The following is an 18,591-nucleotide window of genomic DNA, read 5'->3' as shown; positions in this document are numbered from 1 at the left end:
AGCCCGAGCCGCCGCGATCGGGGCCGCCTGGTGACGGCGCTGCGCCCCGACGCCTTCAGCACCCCTACGAGGATCCGCTGCTCGACGGCCCGACCGACCCCGTCGTCGTGCCGGCGCCCGACGGCTCGTGGCGCCTGTTCTACACGCAGCGCCGGGCCGCCCTCGATCTGCCGGGCGTCGAGTGGGTGCACGGCACGCGCATCGGAGTCGCGGAGTCGGCGGACGGCGCGCGGCGGTGCGCGGTCACGGTCGACGGCCTCGATCCCGCCGGCGCCCCCGGATCCGTCGACGCAGTGGGCGCCCGACATCGTGCGGATCGACGGCCGCTACCTGATGACGCTGAGCTGGATCGAGGGCGTGCGCCCGGACTGGACCGGCCGCGCCTCGCTCGTGCAGTTCGCGAGCGACGACCTGGCCCCGTGGCGGCGCCTGGGCACGATCGACGTCGGCTCGGACCGGGTCATCGACGCGGCGATCGCCCGGTGCGGCGACGGCCGTTGGCGGCTCTGGTACAAGGACGAGGAGCAGGACTCGACGACGCGGGCGGCGGTGTCGGACGACCCGTTCGATCCGGAGTCGTGGCGCGTCGAGGGGCTTGCGATCGGCGGCCGGCCGCACGAGGGGCCGAAGGTGTTCGTGCTCGGCGGGCGCTACTGGATGATCACCGACGAGTGGCGCGGGCTGGCCGTGCACTCCTCGCGAAACGGGGTCGGCGGCTGGGAGCGGCGGGGCTGATCCCGACGGCGCCGGAGCGGGCTCGACGGGCGTCCGGCGGTGGGGCGCCACGCCGACGTCGTGACCGCTCGACGCGGAGTCGGCGCTGATCGTGTACTTCACCCATCCGGGGTGGGACGGGTCGAGCTGGCCGATGCGCCGGCCGACCGCTCGCGGCGCCGCAGCCACGTGCGCGCGGCGGTGCTGCGGGTCGACGCGGGAGTGCTGCGCTGCGACGCGGACTGAGGCGCCCCAGGCCGGGAGACCTCCGGCTCGCGGGTTCTCGCGAGCCGGAGGTGATCCCGGAGGTCAGGCCGGGGTCGCTGCCCGGTACCGGAAGCCCGCGCCCAGGTGCTCGGACGGCAGGCGGTCGCCGCGCCCGTGCAGCTTGTTGCGGAGGCTCCCCGACGTACTCGTCGGGTACGCGCCGCGGCGGCGCAGCTCCGGCACGATGAACTCCACGACGTCCTCGAAGGTGCCCGGCGTGATCGCGTAGGCGAGGTTGAAGCCGTCGACGTCGGTGTCCCTCGACCCACTCCTGCAGGTGGTCCGCCACCTCCGTCGGCGAGCCGACGACGAACGGGCCGAGTCCGCCGATCACGCTGAGCTTGGCGATGTCGCGGACCTTCCACTCGCTGCCGTCCTCGTTCGCCTCCTGGAAGTTGGCGACGGCCGACTGGATCGCGTTGCTCTTCACGTTGCCGATCGGCTCGTCGAGGTCGTACTGCGAGAGGTCGATGCCCATCCAGCCCGACATGAAGACCAGCGCGCCCTCCTCGCTCGTGTACGAGAGGAAGTCGCGGTGCTTCACGTGCGCGGCCTTCGCTCGTCTCGGCGGTGATGATCGTCAGCAGCGTGTAGATCTTGGCGGAGTAGCGGTCGCGGCCCGCGGCTTCGAGCGCGTCGCGGATCCTCGAGACCGTGGCCTTCAGGCCGGCCTTCGTCGAGGACGCGACGAAGATCGCCTCCGCGTTGCCCGCCGCGAAGCGGATGCCGCGCGGCGACGCCCCGGCCTGGTAGATCACCGGGGTGCGCTGCAGCGACGGCTCCGAGAGGTGGATGCCGGGCACGGTGAAGTTCTTGCCGCGGTGCCCGATCTCGTGCACCTTCGACGGGTCGGTGAAGACTCCGGAGTCGCGGTCGCGGATGACCGCGTCGTCCTCCCAGGAGCCCTCCCACAGCTTGTAGAGCACCTCGAGGTACTCGTCGGCCACGTCGTAGCGGTCGTCGTGCTCGAGCTGGTCCTCGTGGCCCATGTTGCGGGCGGCGCTGGGCAGGTAGCCGGTGACGACGTTCCAGCCGACGCGGCCCTTGGTCAGGTGGTCGAGCGTCGACATGCGGCGCGCGAACGGGTACGGGTGCTCGTAGGCGGTGCCGGCGGTGATGCCGAAGCCGAGGTGCTCGGTCGCGGCGGCCATCGCCGACACGAGCAGGATCGGGTCGTTGACGGGGACCTGCGCGCCGTGGCGGATGGCGGCCTCGTTGGAGCCTCCGTACACGTCGTAGGTGCCGAGGACGTCGGCGATGAAGATGCCGTCGAAGGTTCCGCGCTCGAGGAGCTTCGCGAGCTCCGTCCAGTACGAGAGGTCCTTGTAGCGCCAGGACTGGTCCTGGGGGTGGCGCCACATGCCGGAGGACTGGTGGGCGACGCAGTTCATGTCGAAGGCGTTGAAGCGGATCTGGCGGGTCATGGGCACGATAGTGCCCGACGCTCCGGAGGACTCGGCTGGTGCCCGACGCGGGGCGTCATACAACGACGAGTGTCGGGCGTCGGTGGTGCGTCCACAACCCGAATCATCGCCCGAGATAATTCGGGTTGTAGAGTCAACCCGAATCATCTCCCGCGATGGTTCGGGTTGTGAGAGGGCGTGTCCATGGCACTGACGACCGAGTGGCCCGCGCATCGATACGAGACGCGGCCGTGGCGGCAGGCCGCTCGCGCCGGATCGCGCGCGGGACAGGACGCTGTCCGAGGTCGTCGTCTCGCTCCCGCCGCTCCTCGCCGGGCTGACCTGGGACGCCGGAGTCGAGCTGCAGCAGGAGCTCGACGCGGCGCGTCGGGCCATCATCGGTCTCGACGCCCGGCACGGGACCTGTCTCGGAGCACTCGGCCGGCTCCTGCTGCGCACGGAGGCCGTCTCGTCGTCGCGGATCGAGCGGGTCGACGCGTCCCTGGAGGACTACGCGCGGGCGACGGTCGGCAGTCGTGCGAACGCGGGAGCGCTGTCGATGGTGGCCGCGACGGAGGCGCTGACGACGATGGTCGACCGTGCGGGCCGCTCCGGCGCGATCGAGGAGGAGGCCCTGCTCGCGGCGCACGGGACGCTCCTCGCGGACGATCCGATGGACGGACGGTACGCGGGCGCCTACCGGACGATGCAGAACTGGATCGGCGGGAGCGACTACTCGCCCCGCGGCGCGATCCACGTCCCTCCGCCTCCGGGGACCGTGCCCGAGTACATGACGGATCTGCTCGCCTTCGCCAACAGGGACGACGTCGACCCGATCGTCCAGGCGGCCGTCGCCCACGCGCAGTTCGAGTCGGTGCATCCCTTCACCGACGGGAACGGGAGGATCGGCCGGGCGCTGATCACCGCGATCCTGCGCCGACGGGGTCTGACGACCGTGGTCGTCGTGCCGATCGCGTCCGCGCTCGCGGCTCGGCGATCGCGGTACTTCTCGCTGGTGAACGAGTACCGCCAGGGATCCCTCGCCCCGTTCGTCCAGGAGCTCGCGACCGCGGGTCTCGTCGCAGCGGAGGAGGCGGGCCGCACCCCGCCGAGCAGATCGAGCGGCTCCCCGATCTCTGGGCTCGGGAGGTCGCTCCGCGCGCAGCGAGCTCGGCGGCGCTCCTGCTCGACGCGCTCCTCGACGACCCCGTCCTGACGACGGTGCGCGCACGGGCGATCACCGGTCGGGCGGCGTCCAGCGTCGGCTCCGCCGTGAAGCAGCTCGTCGACGCCGGAGTCCTCCTCCCGGCTCACCGAGAGGACTCGCGATCAGGCGTGGGTCGCCACCGACGTCCTCCTCGAGCTCTCGGATCTGGAGGAGCGGATCGGCGCTGCGATGCGGCTCCGGGCGTCCCCCTCGACCCCTCAGCCCAGCTGACGCCCGAGGAACGCGATGTGCTCCGCGATCTGGAACGCCTCGCCCTGCTCGTGCCCGTTGTACGGGTAGATCCGCATCTCGCGCGGGCCGGTGTAGCGGTTGTAGGAGGCGTAGACCGTCGAGGGGCGGGCAGATGTCGTCGAGGAGGCCCACCGAGAACATCGCGGGGATCCGCGCGCGCGGGGCGAAGGACGTGCCGTCGAAGTAGGCGAGGGTGGCGAAGACGCGCTCCTCGGAGCCGCGGTGGATCCGCAGGTACTTCACGATCTCGCCGTAGGGCATCGTGTCGATGATCCGCGTGGCGTGGCGCATGTGGCTGAGGAACGGCACGTCGATGATCGCGGCCTGCGCGGAGTCCGACTCGTCGAGCATCCCGAGGATGCCCGCAACGGCGAGGCAGATGCCGCCGCCCTGGCTGCCGCCCGAGATCGCGACGCGCGACGGATCGACGGCCGGGTGCGCCCGCAGCACGTCGAGCGCGCGCACCGCGTCGGTGAAGATGCGACGGTAGTAGTACTCCTCGGGCGAGGCGATGCCCTGGGTCATGAAGCCGTTGGCGTGCGGTCCGCTGCCGACGGGGTCGGGGGTGTCGCCGGTGCGGTGCCCGGTGCCCTGGCCGCGCGGTGTCCATCACGAAGTGCGCGTAGCCGGCGGCGCCTCATGGTGGTCCACTCGGTGAGGTGCCCGCGCCCGCCGCCGTAGCCGATGTAGCTCACGAGGGCGGGGAGGGGCCCCTCGATGCCGCGCGGGAGGATCAGCCAGGCGCGGATGGGGTGGCCGCCCCAGCCCGAGAACGTGACGTCGAAGGTGTCCAGCAGCGGGAATCCGGCGTCGACCTGCTCGAGGACGGGCTCGGTCGCGAGGGCGCGGCCTCGGCCACGGTGCTGCGCCAGAACTCCGCGAAGCCCTCGGGCTCTGCGAGTTCGGGCGCGTACTCCTCGAGGAGCTCGAGGGGCAGGTCGAACTGGGGCATCGGGGTCTCCTTCCGCGGTGCGGCGACGGTGCCGCGGATCCGCTACTTGACGTCCATCCGATATCGAACCTATCGTAGGCAAACGCTTTCCCGGAACGTTTCACATGCCGATGCGAACCCCCGACAGATGTCGGGTAGGTTCTCCTCGAATGCTCCGGGACTGGAACGAGGAAGTTCACGAGAGGACGATGATGTTCAGCACCAAGCGCACACGACTCGCCGCCGCGGCGATCGCCGCCGCCGCCGCGATCAGCCTGACGGCATGCTCCGGAGGGTGCTCCGGCTCTCCACCGTCGACCCCGACGAGGAGATCACGCTCGACTACACCTTCTGGGGCAACGACGACCGGGCCGCCCGCTACGACCAGGCCATCGCGCTGTTCGAGGAGGAGTACCCGAACATCACGATCAACTCCACCTTCACGGACTACCCCGGCTACTGGGAGAAGCGCCAGACCGAGGCCGCCGGCGGCGGACTCCTCGACGTGATGCAGTTCGACTACACCTACCTCCGCCAGTACGGCGACAACGGCCTTCTGGGCGACCTCAGCGAGTACTTCGGCGGCGTCGTCGACGAGAGCACCATCTCGGAGGACCTCCTCGCGACCGGCGAGCTCGACGGCGCGACCTACGCGATCCCCACCGGCTACAGCGCCTGGGCGGTCTTCCAGAACCAGGACCTCCTCACCGCGAACGGCCTCGAGCCCTACGCGGGCGGCGGGAGCTGGGAGGACTACGCGGCCTACGTCGCGGACGTCACCGAGAAGACCGGCGGCGCCGTGTACGGCGGCACCGACTACACCGGCCGCATCCAGAACTTCGAGCTGCAGCTGCGCGCCGAGGGCAAGGAGCTGTTCACCGAGGACGGCGAGCTCGGCTTCTCCGAGGACGACCTCGCGGCGTTCTGGGAGCAGGGCGACGAGATGCGCACCACGACCGGTGTGCCGGCCGCGCGCCTCCAGGAGCTGCTGCCCAAGTCCGGCTTCGGCGCCGGCATCGCCTCCAGCGAGATGAGCTGGAGCAACTTCCTCGGCGGCTACATCGGCGACCTCGGGAGCCTCCGAGATCGTCATGACCGCTCCGCCCACCGCGGACGAGGGGTCGAAGGACCTCTACCAGAAGGTCGGCCTGATGCAGGCGATCTCCTCGGCCACCGAGCACCCCGAGGCCGCGGCGACGTTCCTCGACTTCCTCATCAACAGCCCCGAGGTCGGCGAGATCTTCGGCGCCACGCTCGAGCATCCCGGCCTCGTCGGCGCAGCTCGAGGGCGCGAACCTCGAGGGCCCCGACAAGCAGGTCGCGGACTACCTCGAGTCGGTCTCGGACCGCATCGGAGAGGCCCCGGCCGCTCCGGTCGCCGGCTACGGCGCCATCGAGGCGAACTTCCTCGACCTCGGCACCAGCCTCGGCCTCGGCGCCGTGAGCGTCGACGAGGCGGTCCAGCAGTTCTTCGACGAGACCGCCGTCACGCTCGACAACTGATCCCCTAGACGGCCAGGAAAGGCATCTCTCATGACGACGACGTCGACCCCGAGCGGCACCGCCGCAGCCGGTCGCGTCGCGCCCACCGCCGGCCGGACGAGCACTCCTCGTCCGGCCGGTGACGGGCCGCGGCGCCGCCCGAAGAGGGACACCCTGGCCGGATACGCCTTCCTGTCCCCTGGCTCATCGGCTTCGTCGGGCTCACGCTCGGCCCGATGCTGATGTCCCTCTACTTCGCCTTCACGGACTACAACCTCTTCACGGCGCCGGAGTGGGTCGGCCTGGCCAACTTCGAGCGCCTGATCGGCGACCCGAAGTTCCTCCAGTCGGTGCAGCTGACCCTCGCGTACGTGTTCATCGGGACGCCGGTCAAGCTCGCGGCGGCGCTGCTCGTCGCGATGCTGCTCAACTACTCCGGCCAAGGGCACCGGATTCTTCCGCTCGGCCTTCTACGCTCCGTCGCTGATCGGCGCGAGCGTCAGCATCGCGATCGTCTGGCGCGCGATGTTCTCGACCGACGGCCCCGTCGACTCCGCGGCCTGCAGGTCTTCGGCATGGACTTCGGCGGCTGGGTCGGCGTGCCGGCCCTCATCCTGCCGATGATGATCATCCTCGCGGTGTGGCAGTTCGGCGCCCCGATGGTCATCTTCCTGGCCGGTCTCAAGCAGGTCCTGGCCGAGCTCTACGAGGCCGCGATGATGGACGGCGCGGGACCCTGGCGCAAGTTCAAGAGCGTCACCCTGCCGATGCTCTCGCCGGTCATCTTCTTCAACCTGCCGCTCGAGATGATCAACGCGTTCCAGGTCTTCGCCTCGGCGTACATCATCGGCAACGGCACCGGCGGCCCCGCCGGGGCGACCAGCTTCTACACGGTGTACCTCTACACCCGTGCGTTCACGAACAACCAGATGGGCTACGCGTCCGCGATGGCCTGGGTCCTCCTGCTGTTCGTCGGGATCCTCGCCTTCGTCCTCTTCAAGACTCAGAAGAGCTGGGTGCACTACTCGGGAGACACGCGATGACCACGTTCGACACCACCCTGCCCTCGGCCGACACCCAGGTGCTGACCGAGCCGGCGCCGCGCAGGCGCCCCGCCCGCAAGCGCCCGAAGCCGGCGACGATCGTCTGGATCGTCGCGATGATCGCCCTGACGGCGATCGTCCTCTACCCGCTGGTCTGGATGGGCGCCGCGGCCTTCGGCCGAACAGCGAGTTCGGCGGTCCAGACCTCGCTCCTGCCGCAGAACCCCACGATCGACAACTTCGTGAAGGTCTTCGCAGGGGTGGGAGGAGTTCCGCTCTGGCAGTTCTTCCTCAACTCCACGATCCTCGCGGTCGGGTCGGTCATCGAGTCGTGATCTCGTCGTCGATGGCGGCCTACGCCTTCGCGCGGCTCGACTTCCGCGGCCGTCCGCTCTACTTCGCGCTGATGATCGGCACGCTGCTGCTGCCGATGCACGTGCTGCTGATCCCGCAGTGCACGATCTTCCGCACGCTCGGCATGATGGACACCTACTGGCCGCTGCTGATCGGGAAGTTCCTGGCGACCGAGGCGTTCTTCGTCTTCCTGATGGTGCAGTTCATCCGCAACCTGCCCCGCGAGCTCGACGAGGCCGCGCGGATCGACGGGGCCGGCCACGTCCGGATCTTCGGCTCGATCACGATCCCGCTGATCCGCCCCGCGCTGATCACGTCGTCGATCTTCGCGTTCATCTGGAGCTGGAACGACTTCCTCGGCCCGCTGCTCTACCTGAACACCCCCGACAAGCAGCCGCTGCCGCTGGCGCTGCGCGTCTACAACGACCAGACCTCGGCGTCCGACTACGGAGCGACGATCGCCGTCTCGGTGCTGGCGCTGCTCCCGGTGCTGATCTTCTTCATCATCTTCCAGCGCTTCCTCGTCGACGGGGTCGCGACGCAGGGTCTGAAGGGCTGACATGACGCTCCAGCGAGGGGAGTCGAAGCGGCGCTCGCGCGCGACGGCATCGGCCCGGCGCGCGGCGGCCGACGGCAGCGGGCTGCGCTGGCCCGGCGCCGCCGACCGCTTCGCCCTCCTCGCGGAGGTCCTGTTCACGGGGCTGATCGTCGCGGTCGTCTCCCTGGGGGGTCGTCACGATCCCGCTCGCGCTGGCCGTGGGCATCCGCCACCTCCGCCGCTTCGTGCTGGCCGAGGCGACCGGGCTCGCGCTGGTGTGGGCCGATGTGCGTGCCGGATTCGTCCGGGCGCTGCCGGTGGGCGCGGGTGTCGCGCTGGCCGCGCTGGTGCTCGGAGCCGACCTCGTGCTGATCTCGTCGGGCGTGCTGCCCGGCGGAGTCGCGGTCGCGGTCGTCTGCACCCTGCTGCTCGCCGCGATCGCGGTCGCGGTGCTCGTCGCCGCCACCGACTGGGAGCCGGGGGAGCGCTGGGCGCTCGTCCGCGCGGCGGCGCGGCGCTCGGTGCGCGACGTGCGCGGCTCCGCTCTGCTGGCCGGAGGGCTGCTGATGACCGTCGTGTCGGCGTGGCAGCTCGCTCCGCTCGTGGTGCCGGCGCTGGGCTGCCTGGTGTTCGCGGCACTGGCCGTGCGGCTGTCGGCGGAGGCCCGCTCGCGCTGACCCTGGGTGCCGGGTGGAAGATCCCCGGGATCGGGAACACCTCCGGACCCTGCGCGTTGAAGCCCGTATGACGACTTACGGAATCATCGGAGCAGGCAACATCGGCAGCCAGATCGCCCGCGCGGTCATCGGCCAGTGGCGACGACGTGGTGATCGCGAACTCCCGCGGACCCGAGACCCTCGCGGACCTCATCGCGGAGCTCGGCCTGAAGGCGCGCGCCGCGACCGCGCAGGAGGCCGCCGAGGCGGCGGACGTCGCCGTCGTGACGGTGCCGCTGAAGAACCTCGACCAGGTGCCGGTCGCGCCGCTCGCGGGCAAGATCGTGCTCGACACGAACAACTACTACTTCGAGCGCGACGGGCGCATCGAGGCGCCTCGACCGCGGCGAGACCACGACGGCCGAGATGGCGCAGGCGCACCTGCCGGAGTCGAAGATCGTGAAGGCGTTCAACCACATCATGGCCGCCGACATCACGACCGACGGCTTCCCCGCGGGCGACCCGCAGCGCCGCGCGCTCGTCGCGTCGAGCGACTACCCCGAGGCGCTGCACTTCGTGACCGACCTCTACGACCGGCTCGGCTTCGACACCGTGACCGTCACTCCGCTGTCGGAGTCGTGGCGCGTCGAGCGCGACCGCCCCGCGTACGGCGTGCGCCAGTCGAGCGCGGAGCTCGAGGCGAACCTCGCCAAGGCGCCGCGCACGGTCTAGGCACGACCCGGCGCCGTCCGGTCCGAGCCTGCGCGGCTCTGCCGCACCCTCCTGCGAGAGTAGAGGGGGCGCTGACGAGCCGCCCGGCTCGGACCGGAGGGAACCGCCATGTCATCCGACGCCCGTCGCACCCGCACGAGAGGCGCGCTGTCGCGGCGCGGCATCGTGCTCGGCCTGACCGCGCTGCCGGTCCTGCCGCTGCTGAGCGCCTGCACCCCCGGCGCCGACGGCGGCGAGCGGCAGCCGTCCGACACCGCTCAGCGCCCTCCGGACCACGACCGCGGCGCCCGCCGGGCCCGTCGTGCTCGCCGCGGATGCCGCCGCGACCAGCGCCGCATTGTTCACGAGCGCCCCGCTGGTCGTCGTCGTCGAGGAGGCGCCGACGTCGGTGGTCCTCGCCGCGCAGCTCGCGATCACGTGGGGCGTGCCGCTGCTGGTGGCGCCGGCCGCGGCGTCCACGACCGCCTCCGCTTCCCCCGGGCCGGGGCCGCTCGACGCCGAGCTCGCTCGCCTGGGCACCTCGCGGGTGGTCGCCGTCGGCTCGGTCGCGGCACCCGCGGACATCGAGACCGTGCAGACCGAGGCGACGCCCGAGGCGATCGCCGAGGCCACCGGAGTCGAGGTGTCGGCTCTCGCGATCGCCGACCTCGCCGGGTTCGCTCCCGGTCCGTCGGCCGAGCCGCCCTTCGGCGCCGTGCCCGAGCGAGCGGAGCCGCTCACCGGCGTCCTCGCGCTCGCGCAGCCGGTCGACGCCGACGTGCCCGCGCTCGCGACGGCCCGCGCCGCCGGGGTGCCGGTGACGCTCGTCGAGGGCGCCGACCTCCTCGCCTCGGGAGCCGCGGTCACGGCCGTGGCCGAGGCCGCCCCGACGGCGACCCTGCTGCTGGGTGCCGGGCTCGCCGCGCAGACCGCGCCGGAGTGGTCCCTCCGGGCCGCCGCGACCGGCTGGCAGCTGCCGGGCGGCGGGCAGCGCCTGTTCGGCGGGCACCTGTTCGTCGCGATCTACGGCACTCCGGGCGCCCCGGTGCTCGGGATCCTCGGCGAGCAGGGCCTGGAGGCGACCATCGAGCGCGCCGCGACCGTCGCCGAGCCGTACCGCGCGCTCACTCCGCTGCAGGTCGTGCCGAGCCTCGAGATCATCACGACGGTCGCGGCGGGCAGGTGCGGGCGGCGACGGCGACTACTCCAACGAGCTGCCGCCCGACGGCATCCGCCCCTACATCGACGCGGCGGCGGCGGCCGGCATGTACGTCGTGCTCGACCTGCAGCCGGGCCGCTCCGACTTCCTGACGCAGGCCCGCGCCTACGAGGAGCTCCTGCGGCTGCCGAACGTGGGCCTCGCCCTGGATCCCGAGTGGCGGCTCGCCCCCGACGAGGTGCCGCTCGTGCAGATCGGCCGCGTCTCGGCCGCCGAGGTCGACAGCGTCACGACGTGGCTCGCCGACCTCGTGCGCGACGCCGGGCTCCCGCCGAAGATGCTCGTGCTGCACCAGTTCCGCTCGTCGATGCTGCAGGACCGCCCGAGCATCCGCCGCGACCGCCCCGAGCTCGAGTTCCTCGTGCACGTCGACGGCCAGGGGGCGCAGCCGGACAAGCAGGCCACCTGGAACGCGCTGCACCGCGACGCTCCGGAGGACTTCGCCTGGGGCTGGAAGAACTTCTACGACGAGGACCTGCCGATGCTCACCCCCGCCCAGACCATGGCGGAGGTGTCGCCGCTGCCGGACCTGGTCACGTACCAGTAGTGCGCTCCGGCGCTCAGCCGGTGACCAGGAACGCGTCCAGGAGCAGGGTCCGTCCCTCGGGCCGCGGGATTGCGGTCGGCGGTGCTCCGGATCGAGACGGTGTGCACTCCGGCGGGCAGTGCGGCACTGGTCCACACCGTCTGCCGGTACTTCGTCGTGCTGCTGTACCGGTCGATCCGGGCGACCTTCCACGCCGTCGACGAAGACCTCGTTGATCCCACCGGACGGCGAGAGCCGGCTGATCCACTGCACTCCGGTCCCGGTGAACGTCAGCGTCGCCGATGCGGTGGACCTCGGAGCTGTAGGCGGAGCCGCCTCCGTCGTCGGCGGAGGCGCTCAGAGCCGTCCACGTGCCCGAGTACGCGACGGCGGAGGACGTGTTCTGGTACCGCCCGGGTCCGTTGGTGCCGGAGCCGGCGTGGCGGTCGGCCGGGGCGTGAGAGTCGGCGTCGGCGTGGGCGTGGCGGTCGGCGTGCGGGTGGGCGTGGGCGTGGCGGTCGGTGTGCGGGTCGGCGTCGGCGTGGCGGTGGGAGCCGCGTTGGCGATGGTGAAGCGGACGGTCGGGCTGACACCCGTGTTGCGGGCGGGATCCTTCGCCTTGGCGGTCATCTGGTACGAGCCGTCGGCGTACGCCCTCGAGTCGAACGAGTAGGTGTAGCTGCCGTTCGCGCCAGGGACGCCTCGCCCGATCGCCGTCGAGCCGAGGTAGAAGCTCATGCTGTGGATACCGGAGGCATCGGTCGCCGTCGCGGTGAGTGCGACCGTGCCCGACACCGTCGCGTTCGCCTGCGGAGCGAGCAGGACGACCTTCGGCTTGACGGTGTCCGGCGCTGCGGGCGCGGTCGACGTCGGGGTGGCCGAGGGCGTGGCGCTGGGTGCGGCCGTCGCCGTCGCGGTCGCAGTGGGCGTCGGCGTCGGCGTCGGTGTCGGCGTCGGCGTCGTTCTGGTTAAACGCCGCGATCGCGCTCCCGGCGAGCAGGAACGCTCCCACGCAGAAGGGGGGCGAGTCGGTGAGCAGGTGCCGGTCGAGGCGGCTGTCGGCGCGGTCCGGGGAGCGGCGGCCGTGTAGTTCCGCGCGGGCTGGAACCCGACGGCCTGGCCAGCCGCTCACGAAACCGCTCGGCTGCAGCGAGACGGTGGTCAGTCCCTCCCACGCCCGGGTGACGGACGGCAGGTACGTCGCCCGGTCGAGGGTCCCGGACGGATCCCGGCGGCGAGGGCGTAGGGCGGTGAGCGCGGTGACGCTGGTCTCGGGAGCAGGGAAGAGGGCGGTGTTCAGCAGGCTCGATCGCCAGAGTCCGTCCGAACCCTGCAGCCCGACCATGCGGGCGGCCATCGTCCGCAGCATGTCCTCGTAGGGATCGGCGCGGGAGTCTCCGGCGGGCAGCGCTGCGATCACGTCGGCCATGCCGGCCATCACCCAGGCGTTGCCGCGTCCCCAGAAGACCTTGCCGCCGCTGGAGTCGGTGGCGCCGACGTACCGGCAGTCCCGGTACCAGAGGTCCCTCCGCGGCGTCGAAGAGCCCGGGCTGCGGGACCGCTGCACCCGCGCAGCGGTCGCTCAGACCGCCTTCGTCGCGCGACCACCGGTAGAGGGCGTCCATCTTGTCGAGGTAGGCCGGGTCGCCCGTGCGCTTCGACCAGTAGGCCCAGTTGGCGAGGCCCATGAAGTGCGCGTCCGACCAGTCGTACTGGTCGATCGGGAGGGTCGCCAGGCTCCCGCGCCATCCGGGCGTCCATCGAGGTCAGCGAGGCGCGCGGATCGAGGCGTTGAGGAGTGGTGGACCTGGCCGGCCTTGGCGGTCGTCGGGATCCAGTCCGGAGGTCGAGATCTTCCACCGAGGTGAGGCCTCCCCAGGTCATGCCGTCCGCGAGGTAGGCCGGCTCGCGGGTCTGGGCGTAGAGCGCGTTCTCGCCCTGCGCGAAGGTCGCCCACGACCAGCCGGGGAGGCTCAGCGGAGGCGCGAGGTGGATCATCGGGCGGTAGTAGTCGGTCGCCAGGGCCGTCGACGACAGGATCGTCGAGGAGGCGGGCAGCAGTCGCCGCGGCAGCGGGCGCGGCGGCCGAGAGACTCCGCCAGCAGCACGGGCGCGAGGAGGATGGCGAGGGCGGTGCGCGCAGCTGTCACGGTCGGTCCAGACGTCGAGCTCGATCGGGCGGATCGGCCCTGATCCGCTCGGGTGCCGACGGTGCGTCCGCGGCGATCCCAGGTGATCGCGCGACGTCGGGGAGCCGGCGAGCCCGACGTTAGTCCTCGCCGTCGTCGACCGCGTGTCCCCGCCGCTGGGTCACCTGCCCGTCCCGCGCGCTCGCGCTCAGACCGGCGCGTCGACCAGCGTCGGCGCGGGCAGCTGCACGGAGGCATCGGCGCTCCACGCGGCGAGGACGCGCGCGGCCCGAGGTCGGCGCTCGCCGCGAAGCCCGCGTCGAAGCGGATCGCCGACAGCGCGAACGTCGTGCCGTCGACGTCGAGCGGCTCCCAGTCGCCTCCGGTCGCGGCGAGCGTCGTCGACCGCGTCGAGACCGCCTCCATCGTCGCGCGGTTCTCGGCCCGGGACCCGGCGAACACCGTCGTCTCGAACAGCAGGCCCTCGACGGCCAGCGTCGCGGTGCTCACGCGATCCGTGCGGGTCCCCAGGACGACGCCGCGCACCCACCGCGTCCCGGTGCGCTCCATGGTCCGCAGCACGACGCCGTCGAACGCGACCGACACGTCCGTCAGCCGTCCGTCGTCCTCACTGCCGCCCACGATCTCCAGGGACGGTCGACGGGGACGAGGATGCGCACCGTCGCATCCTGCCACGTCGTGCGGCGGGGTCGGCCGGGCAGCCGCGCCGTGATCTCGGCGGCGGCCACGACCGCGCGCTCGTACGCGGCCCGCGCCGAGAACAGGGCGTGGGCCAGAACAGGAGCGTGGGCCAGAACAGGAGCGTGGGCCAGAACAGGAGCGTGGGCCAGAACAGGAGCGTGGGGGAGACGAGCAGGAAGTCCAGCGGCCGCGGCGGGTTCTCGTCGGTCCACACCGCGATCCGCTCGTCGTTCACGGAGAGCACGTAGTACATCGAGGACGCAGAGCGCGGAGCCTGCGTCTCGGAGACGGTCGGTGAGGTCCTTCGCCCCCGTGTCGCTCGTCGACTCGTGATCTCGGGCCGAGAACAGCACCGCTGCGGGCAGGAGCGCGCCGAGCCGACGCTCCGTCGGTCGGGACTGCGCGTCGGAGGAGGTACCAGAGCACCCCGCCCAGGATCAGCCCGCAGAGCGCGGCCGCCCAGCGGGCGCGGCCGACGGCGAGCAGTGCCAGAGCACCCGCGACCACCGGCAGGCAGATCGCGAGCGTCGCCCAGCGCTCGATCCGCTCGCGTCGCGAGGAGGACGCGGGGCCGCTCGTCGGCGTGCGACCACGCCACCGGTGCAGACGCCCGCGCCGAGCTCCTCGAGGGTGCGGGAGGCGGATCCGCCGGTGGTCGCGGTAGGAGAGGTCGCCCGGCGATCCTGGCAGGTCGGCGAGCCCGCTCGGAGGGTGGTGGCGGCGGAGGTGCGCGTCAGCGCACCGCGCGCGTCGACGCCCGCACGATCAGCTCGGGCTCGAAGCCCGCCGACCGCACGTCCGCGTCGCCGCGGATCGCCGCGATCAGCAGCTGGGCCGCGCACTCGCCCATGCGGTGGGTGGGCTGGCGCACCGAGGTCAGCGGCACGACGGCCGCGTCGGCGAACGGGATGTCGTCGTAGCCGACGATCGCGATCTCGCCCGGGATCGAGACTCCGCCGCGGACCAGGCTCTGCATGACGCCCAGCGCGAGCTCGTCGTTGGCCGCGAAGATCCCGTCGGGCCGCTCGTCGGCGGGCATCGCCAGGATCCGCTCGCCCAGCTCGCGTCCGAGCCCGGGGCCCATCGACACCGTCTCGATCGAGGAGAACGCGGCACTGGAGGGCCGGACCGCCTCGACGAACCCCTCGAAGCGGTCGCGCACCTGGGGGATCCGGAAGGTCCCGCCGAGGAACAGCAGGCGTCGGCACCCGCTCGCGAGCAGGTGCTCGGCCGCCGTCCGGCCGCCCAGGACGTCGTCGAGCGCGACCGACAGCAGCTCGCCCCGCGGGTCGACCTGGTCGACCAGCACGACCGGCACGCCCGCTGCGCGAACGCGTCGAGGTGGTCGAGCGAGGAGGCGATCGGAGCGAGCAGCACCCCGTCGACCCGCTGGCGGGCGAAGAGGTCGAGGTAGCGCAGCTCGCGCGCGGCCGAGTCCTGGGTGGCGCCGAGGACGAGGGAGTGCCCGCCTCCTCGGCGCCGTGCTCCGCCCCGAGCGCGAGCTCGGCGTAGAACGGGTTGCCCAGGTTCACGACGGCCATTCCGACCGCCATGCTCTTGCCCGCCCGCAGCTGCCGCGCCGCCACGTTCGGGATGTACCCCAGCTCGGCGACCGCGTCGGCGACCGCCGCCATCGCCGCGCTGGAGACCCGGCTCGGGGCGGTTCAGCGCGTACGAGGCGGTGGTCACCGAGACGCCGGCGCGGGCGGCGACGTCGCGGATGCCGATCTGGGGCACGGTGTCAGTCCGTGCTCGAGGAGCGGCGGCGGGAGTGCACCAGCAGGGCCGCACCGCCGAGCAGGAGCGCGAGCACCCCGGCCGGGAGGAGCGACAGGTCGACGCCCGTCGAGGCCAGACCGGTGCCCGAGCCCGTGCCGGAGTGCGATCCGCCGGAGGCGCCGGGCGCCGCGGTGTGCGTCGGAGCGGCGGTCGGCTCACCGGGAGCGGAGCGGGAGCGGGAGCGGGCGCCGGCGCGGTCGCCGTCGGCTCGGGAGTCGGCTCCGCGGTCGGTCCGGGAGTCGGCGCGGTGGTGGGCTCCGTGGTCGGCGCGGTCGTCGGCTCCGGAGTCGGCCCCGGGTCCCCGGCTGCGCGAGCACCGGCACGGTCGACCAGTCGATGTCGCTCGCCAGGCCGTACGAGGTGTACGACGGCTGGTTGTACGCCGTGTTCTGGCGCGCGACCTCGACCCGGTACTGCGGGTCGTGCATGAGCGTGGTCAGCTTGCGGTCGGTGACCTCGGTGCTCGAGTAGACGCGGATCGCGCTCGAGTCGGCGGTCGGCAGCAGGAGCTCCTCGCGCCAGTCGCCGAGCACGTCCGCGACCAGCGACGGGTTGCCCTTGGTGCCGTTGTTGGTGACGGTGCCCTCGGCCGAGAGCAGCACCTCGCCGTCGCCCGTGACGATCGTCGGGGTGACCGGAGTGGCGTCCTGCATCGTCGTGCTCGCGACGATCTGCGTGGTCACGTCGGCCGCCCAGCGGATGCTCTGGTTGGTGCCCGGCTGCGTGTCCGAGAGCGGCTCGCCGCTGCTCGAGAACTCGCCGACCGCCCAGACCTCCTGGCCCGGCAGGGCGGGGTCGATGTCGCCGATCATGCCGCGACCGGTGTCCTTGCCGGTGTAGCCGCCGAAGAGCAGCTCGCCGGTGGCGGCGTCGCGCATTGCGTAGCCGTAGGGGGCGTAGGCGCCGCCCTCGTGCACCGTGAAGATCTCGAGACCGGGGTTCGCGGGATCGATGTCGGTGACGTGCATCGCGTCGCCGTGGCCGAGCTTGGCCTCGACGCCCGGTCGGCGCTGCCCTCGGGCAGCGTGTCGTAGGAGCTGTAGAGCAGGCTGCCGTCGTCGTCGAGGGTGGCGGAGCCGTAGACGATCTCCTGGCGCCCGTCGCCGTCGACATCGGCCGCGCTGAGCGAGTGGAAGCCCTTGCGTGGTCAGGCGGCCCCACTCCTCGCTCGTGCCCTCGCGGCCGTGCGGGCCGTCGTTGAAGGGGTTCGTCATCGGCACGCGGCCGCCGTCGGCCTTCCAGCGCTGGGTCAGCTCGCGGCCGTCCCAGTCGTAAGCGACGACGACGGCGCGCGTGTAGTAGCCGCGGGCGAAGACGGCCGACTGGGTCTCGCCGTCGAACGACGCGACTCCCGCGAGGAAGCGGTCGACGCGGTTGCCCGGCTCGATGCGCGACATCGCGTAGTCGCCCCAGAGCAGGCCGTCGTCCCCGCGACCCGGCTCGTAGGCCGCGGTCTCGAGGCTCGGCTCCGGTCTCGCCGTCGAACACGGTGAGGTACTCGGCCCGGTGAGCACGAAGCCCTCGAAGGTGGTGAGGTCGTTGCGGTCGCTGCGGCCGGTGCGTAGACGTCGATGAAGTAGTCGACGAGCTCTTCGGCGCCGGCGCGGTCGAGCGGGTACTCGTGCGTCGGAGCGGTGCCGAACGCCTCCTCGAGGGTGGCGGGCCACTGCCTCGCTCGACCATCCTCGCGCTCGCCCCAGCCCTGGAAGACCCCGACGAGGTGCTCGCGGTAGTCGGCGGCGGACATCCGGTAGTCGTCGTCGGCGGTGACGCCGGCCGCGACGTCCTCGGGCAGCAGAGTGATCGACTCGGCCTCGGAGGCGTCGCCACCGGGCAGCACGCGGGTGCCGGGTGCCGTCTTGGTCATGATCTCGGAGCGCGCCGTCGCCGTCGAAGTCGGACACCATGAACTGCGTGTAGTGCGCACCCGAGCGGATGTTGACGCCCAGGTCGATGCGGTGCAGCAGTGTGCCGGTCGGCCTCGTAGGTGTCGAGGTAGGTGCTCCCGGTGTAGCCCTTCTGCGAGACGTCCTTGGCGTTCGAGGGGTACCACTTCACGACGTACTCGTAGTCGCCGTCGCCGTCCATGTCGCCGACGCTCATGTCGTTGGCGCTGTAGGTGTACGCCTCGCCGGCCGGAGTGACCCTGTCGGCGGGCTTCTGCAGCGGCAGGGTCTCGAAGGCATCGGCCGACGCGGTGGCGGGCGCGCTGGGCTCGCCCGGCTCGCCGTCGACGATCGGCACGACGCGGTACTCGTCGCCTGGAGCGCCGTCGGCATCGTGCAGGTTGGTGCTGTCGGTGACGACTCCGACCTTCTCCGCTCCGCGGAAGACGGCGAAATCGGCGCCGACCATGCCGCTGTCGGAGGAGCCGGTGACCTCGGTCGCCAGCAGGCGCCAGCTGACGAAGACCCCTCCGTCGGGCGAGGCGAGCGCCACGACGCCGCGGTCGAGGTCCTCGAGCTGCGCGGTGAGGACGGGGCTGCCGGACGCGGCGTCGAGCGGCGCGGCCGAGGCGGGGATCGCCGCGGCGAGCGAGACGCCGGCGACGAGGGCGAGGCAGACGCCGGAGCGCACCGCCCGCCGGGAAGGAGCGTGACCGGACGAGGTCGCGCGCGGACGTAGGAACGAATTCGGCATTGAATCCCTCGGCATCGATGGACCAGGGTGCTGGAATG

18 protein-coding genes and 3 pseudogenes are annotated in these 18,591 nt (G+C 72.1%); 9 read left to right on the top strand and 12 right to left on the bottom strand.

All coding sequences use genetic code 11. The annotated features are described in order from the left end of the window. The first annotated feature begins 333 nt into the window (after positions 1-333). A complete protein-coding gene (locus AC0CII_RS12930; RefSeq protein ID WP_465230900.1) occupies positions 334-735 on the top strand; it encodes a glycoside hydrolase family protein in 402 nt (133 codons plus the stop codon). A gap of 98 nt (positions 736-833) precedes the next feature. On the opposite strand, the gene AC0CII_RS12925 is transcribed toward AC0CII_RS12930, so the two are convergent. Beyond that, positions 834-2,405, bottom strand: a complete 1,572-nt coding sequence (locus AC0CII_RS12925; protein WP_465229657.1) for an NtaA/DmoA family FMN-dependent monooxygenase — start codon at positions 2,403-2,405, stop codon at positions 834-836. Positions 2,406-2,943: 538 nt separating this feature from the next. Here AC0CII_RS12925 and AC0CII_RS12920 point away from each other — a divergent pair. After that, positions 2,944-3,600, top strand: coding sequence for a Fic family protein (locus AC0CII_RS12920; RefSeq protein WP_465229656.1), 657 nt, complete (start codon positions 2,944-2,946; stop codon positions 3,598-3,600). A 21-nt stretch (positions 3,601-3,621) separates the two neighbouring features. On the opposite strand, the pseudogene AC0CII_RS12915 reads toward AC0CII_RS12920, so the two are convergent. After that, a pseudogene (locus AC0CII_RS12915) lies at positions 3,622-4,383 on the bottom strand (acetylxylan esterase); the annotation flags it as partial. Beyond that, entirely contained in the window at positions 4,365-4,877 is a 513-nt protein-coding gene (locus AC0CII_RS12910; RefSeq protein ID WP_465229655.1) for an acetylxylan esterase, read from the bottom strand. The gene AC0CII_RS12910 and the pseudogene AC0CII_RS12915, both read right to left, overlap by 19 nt. 192 nt (positions 4,878-5,069) lie before the next feature. Here AC0CII_RS12910 and AC0CII_RS12905 point away from each other — a divergent pair, with 192 nt between their 5' ends. From AC0CII_RS12905 to AC0CII_RS12880, 6 genes and pseudogenes are all read left to right on the top strand, one after another. After that, a complete protein-coding gene (locus tag AC0CII_RS12905) occupies positions 5,070-6,218 on the top strand; it encodes an ABC transporter substrate-binding protein (RefSeq protein WP_465229654.1) in 1,149 nt (382 codons plus the stop codon). A 274-nt stretch (positions 6,219-6,492) separates the two neighbouring features. Continuing rightward, positions 6,493-7,299, top strand: coding sequence for a carbohydrate ABC transporter permease (locus tag AC0CII_RS12900; RefSeq protein ID WP_465229653.1), 807 nt, complete (start codon positions 6,493-6,495; stop codon positions 7,297-7,299). Next, positions 7,296-7,634: a hypothetical protein gene (locus AC0CII_RS12895; RefSeq protein WP_465229652.1), complete on the top strand. Its 339-nt coding sequence runs from the start codon at positions 7,296-7,298 to the stop codon at positions 7,632-7,634. The genes AC0CII_RS12900 and AC0CII_RS12895 overlap by 4 nt, the downstream gene beginning before the upstream one ends. Then, positions 7,631-8,212 (top strand): carbohydrate ABC transporter permease, encoded by a 582-nt coding sequence (locus AC0CII_RS12890; RefSeq protein ID WP_465229651.1) that lies wholly within the window; start codon positions 7,631-7,633, stop codon positions 8,210-8,212. Before AC0CII_RS12895 ends, AC0CII_RS12890 begins: the two co-directional genes overlap by 4 nt. Before the next feature lie 197 nt (positions 8,213-8,409). Further along, a complete protein-coding gene (locus AC0CII_RS12885) occupies positions 8,410-8,868 on the top strand; it encodes a Poxvirus protein I5 (RefSeq protein WP_465229650.1) in 459 nt (152 codons plus the stop codon). Positions 8,869-8,935: 67 nt separating this feature from the next. Then, positions 8,936-9,579, top strand: a pseudogene (locus AC0CII_RS12880) (NADPH-dependent F420 reductase). Between the two features lie 111 nt (positions 9,580-9,690). Here AC0CII_RS12880 and AC0CII_RS12875 read toward each other — a convergent pair. Further along, positions 9,691-10,425, bottom strand: coding sequence for a hypothetical protein (locus AC0CII_RS12875; protein WP_465229649.1), 735 nt, complete (start codon positions 10,423-10,425; stop codon positions 9,691-9,693). Between the two features lie 41 nt (positions 10,426-10,466). Here AC0CII_RS12875 and AC0CII_RS12870 point away from each other — a divergent pair, with 41 nt between their 5' ends. Next, positions 10,467-11,324, top strand: coding sequence for a hypothetical protein (locus AC0CII_RS12870; RefSeq protein WP_465229648.1), 858 nt, complete (start codon positions 10,467-10,469; stop codon positions 11,322-11,324). Positions 11,325-11,660: 336 nt separating this feature from the next. Here the strand turns inward: AC0CII_RS12870 and AC0CII_RS12865 are convergent, their stop codons facing one another. The 8 genes and pseudogenes from AC0CII_RS12865 to AC0CII_RS12830 all read right to left on the bottom strand — a co-directional run bounded on the left by AC0CII_RS12865 (position 11,661) and on the right by AC0CII_RS12830 (position 18,553). Beyond that, complete coding sequence (locus AC0CII_RS12865; RefSeq protein WP_465230899.1) at positions 11,661-12,098, bottom strand: Ig-like domain-containing protein; 438 nt, start codon at positions 12,096-12,098, stop codon at positions 11,661-11,663. A 397-nt stretch (positions 12,099-12,495) separates the two neighbouring features. Beyond that, positions 12,496-12,870 (bottom strand): annotated as a pseudogene (locus AC0CII_RS12860) (glycoside hydrolase family 88 protein); the annotation flags it as partial. A gap of 427 nt (positions 12,871-13,297) precedes the next feature. After that, positions 13,298-14,074 (bottom strand): hypothetical protein, encoded by a 777-nt coding sequence (locus AC0CII_RS12855; RefSeq protein ID WP_465229647.1) that lies wholly within the window; start codon positions 14,072-14,074, stop codon positions 13,298-13,300. After that, positions 14,061-14,378 (bottom strand): hypothetical protein, encoded by a 318-nt coding sequence (locus AC0CII_RS12850; protein WP_465229646.1) that lies wholly within the window; start codon positions 14,376-14,378, stop codon positions 14,061-14,063. The genes AC0CII_RS12855 and AC0CII_RS12850 overlap by 14 nt, the downstream gene beginning before the upstream one ends. Then, positions 14,366-14,641 carry a hypothetical protein gene (locus tag AC0CII_RS12845; RefSeq protein ID WP_465229645.1) on the bottom strand — a complete coding sequence of 92 codons (276 nt, stop codon included), beginning with the start codon at positions 14,639-14,641 and terminating at the stop codon, positions 14,366-14,368. Before AC0CII_RS12845 ends, AC0CII_RS12850 begins: the two co-directional genes overlap by 13 nt. Positions 14,642-14,867: 226 nt before the next feature. After that, positions 14,868-15,452 (bottom strand): substrate-binding domain-containing protein, encoded by a 585-nt coding sequence (locus AC0CII_RS12840; RefSeq protein ID WP_465229644.1) that lies wholly within the window; start codon positions 15,450-15,452, stop codon positions 14,868-14,870. Between the two features lie 616 nt (positions 15,453-16,068). Further along, positions 16,069-17,850 (bottom strand): rhamnogalacturonan lyase family protein, encoded by a 1,782-nt coding sequence (locus AC0CII_RS12835; RefSeq protein WP_465230898.1) that lies wholly within the window; start codon positions 17,848-17,850, stop codon positions 16,069-16,071. Next, on the bottom strand, positions 17,777-18,553 hold the full coding sequence (locus AC0CII_RS12830) for a rhamnogalacturonan lyase family protein (protein WP_465229643.1): 777 nt from the start codon (positions 18,551-18,553) through the stop codon (positions 17,777-17,779). The genes AC0CII_RS12835 and AC0CII_RS12830 overlap by 74 nt, the downstream gene beginning before the upstream one ends. Positions 18,554-18,591 lie beyond the last annotated feature (38 nt).

It is taken from the genome of Rathayibacter sp. AC182 (assembly GCF_979253875.1).
This window is presented reverse-complemented; position numbering and strand designations above follow the sequence as displayed.

What these genes read in the sequence shown, in the direction of transcription:
- AC0CII_RS12900 (WP_465229653.1), top strand. Translation starts at nt 6,493, where the DNA reads ATGCTGATGTCCCTCTACTTCGCCTTCACGGACTACAACCTCTTCACG.
- AC0CII_RS12930 (WP_465230900.1), top strand. Translation starts at nt 334, where the DNA reads ATGACGCTGAGCTGGATCGAGGGCGTGCGCCCGGACTGGACCGGCCGC.
- AC0CII_RS12830 (WP_465229643.1), bottom strand. Translation starts at nt 18,553, where the DNA reads ATGCCGAATTCGTTCCTACGTCCGCGCGCGACCTCGTCCGGTCACGCT.
- AC0CII_RS12895 (WP_465229652.1), top strand. Translation starts at nt 7,296, where the DNA reads ATGACCACGTTCGACACCACCCTGCCCTCGGCCGACACCCAGGTGCTG.
- AC0CII_RS12920 (WP_465229656.1), top strand. Translation starts at nt 2,944, where the DNA reads ATGGTGGCCGCGACGGAGGCGCTGACGACGATGGTCGACCGTGCGGGC.
- AC0CII_RS12925 (WP_465229657.1), bottom strand. Translation starts at nt 2,405, where the DNA reads ATGACCCGCCAGATCCGCTTCAACGCCTTCGACATGAACTGCGTCGCC.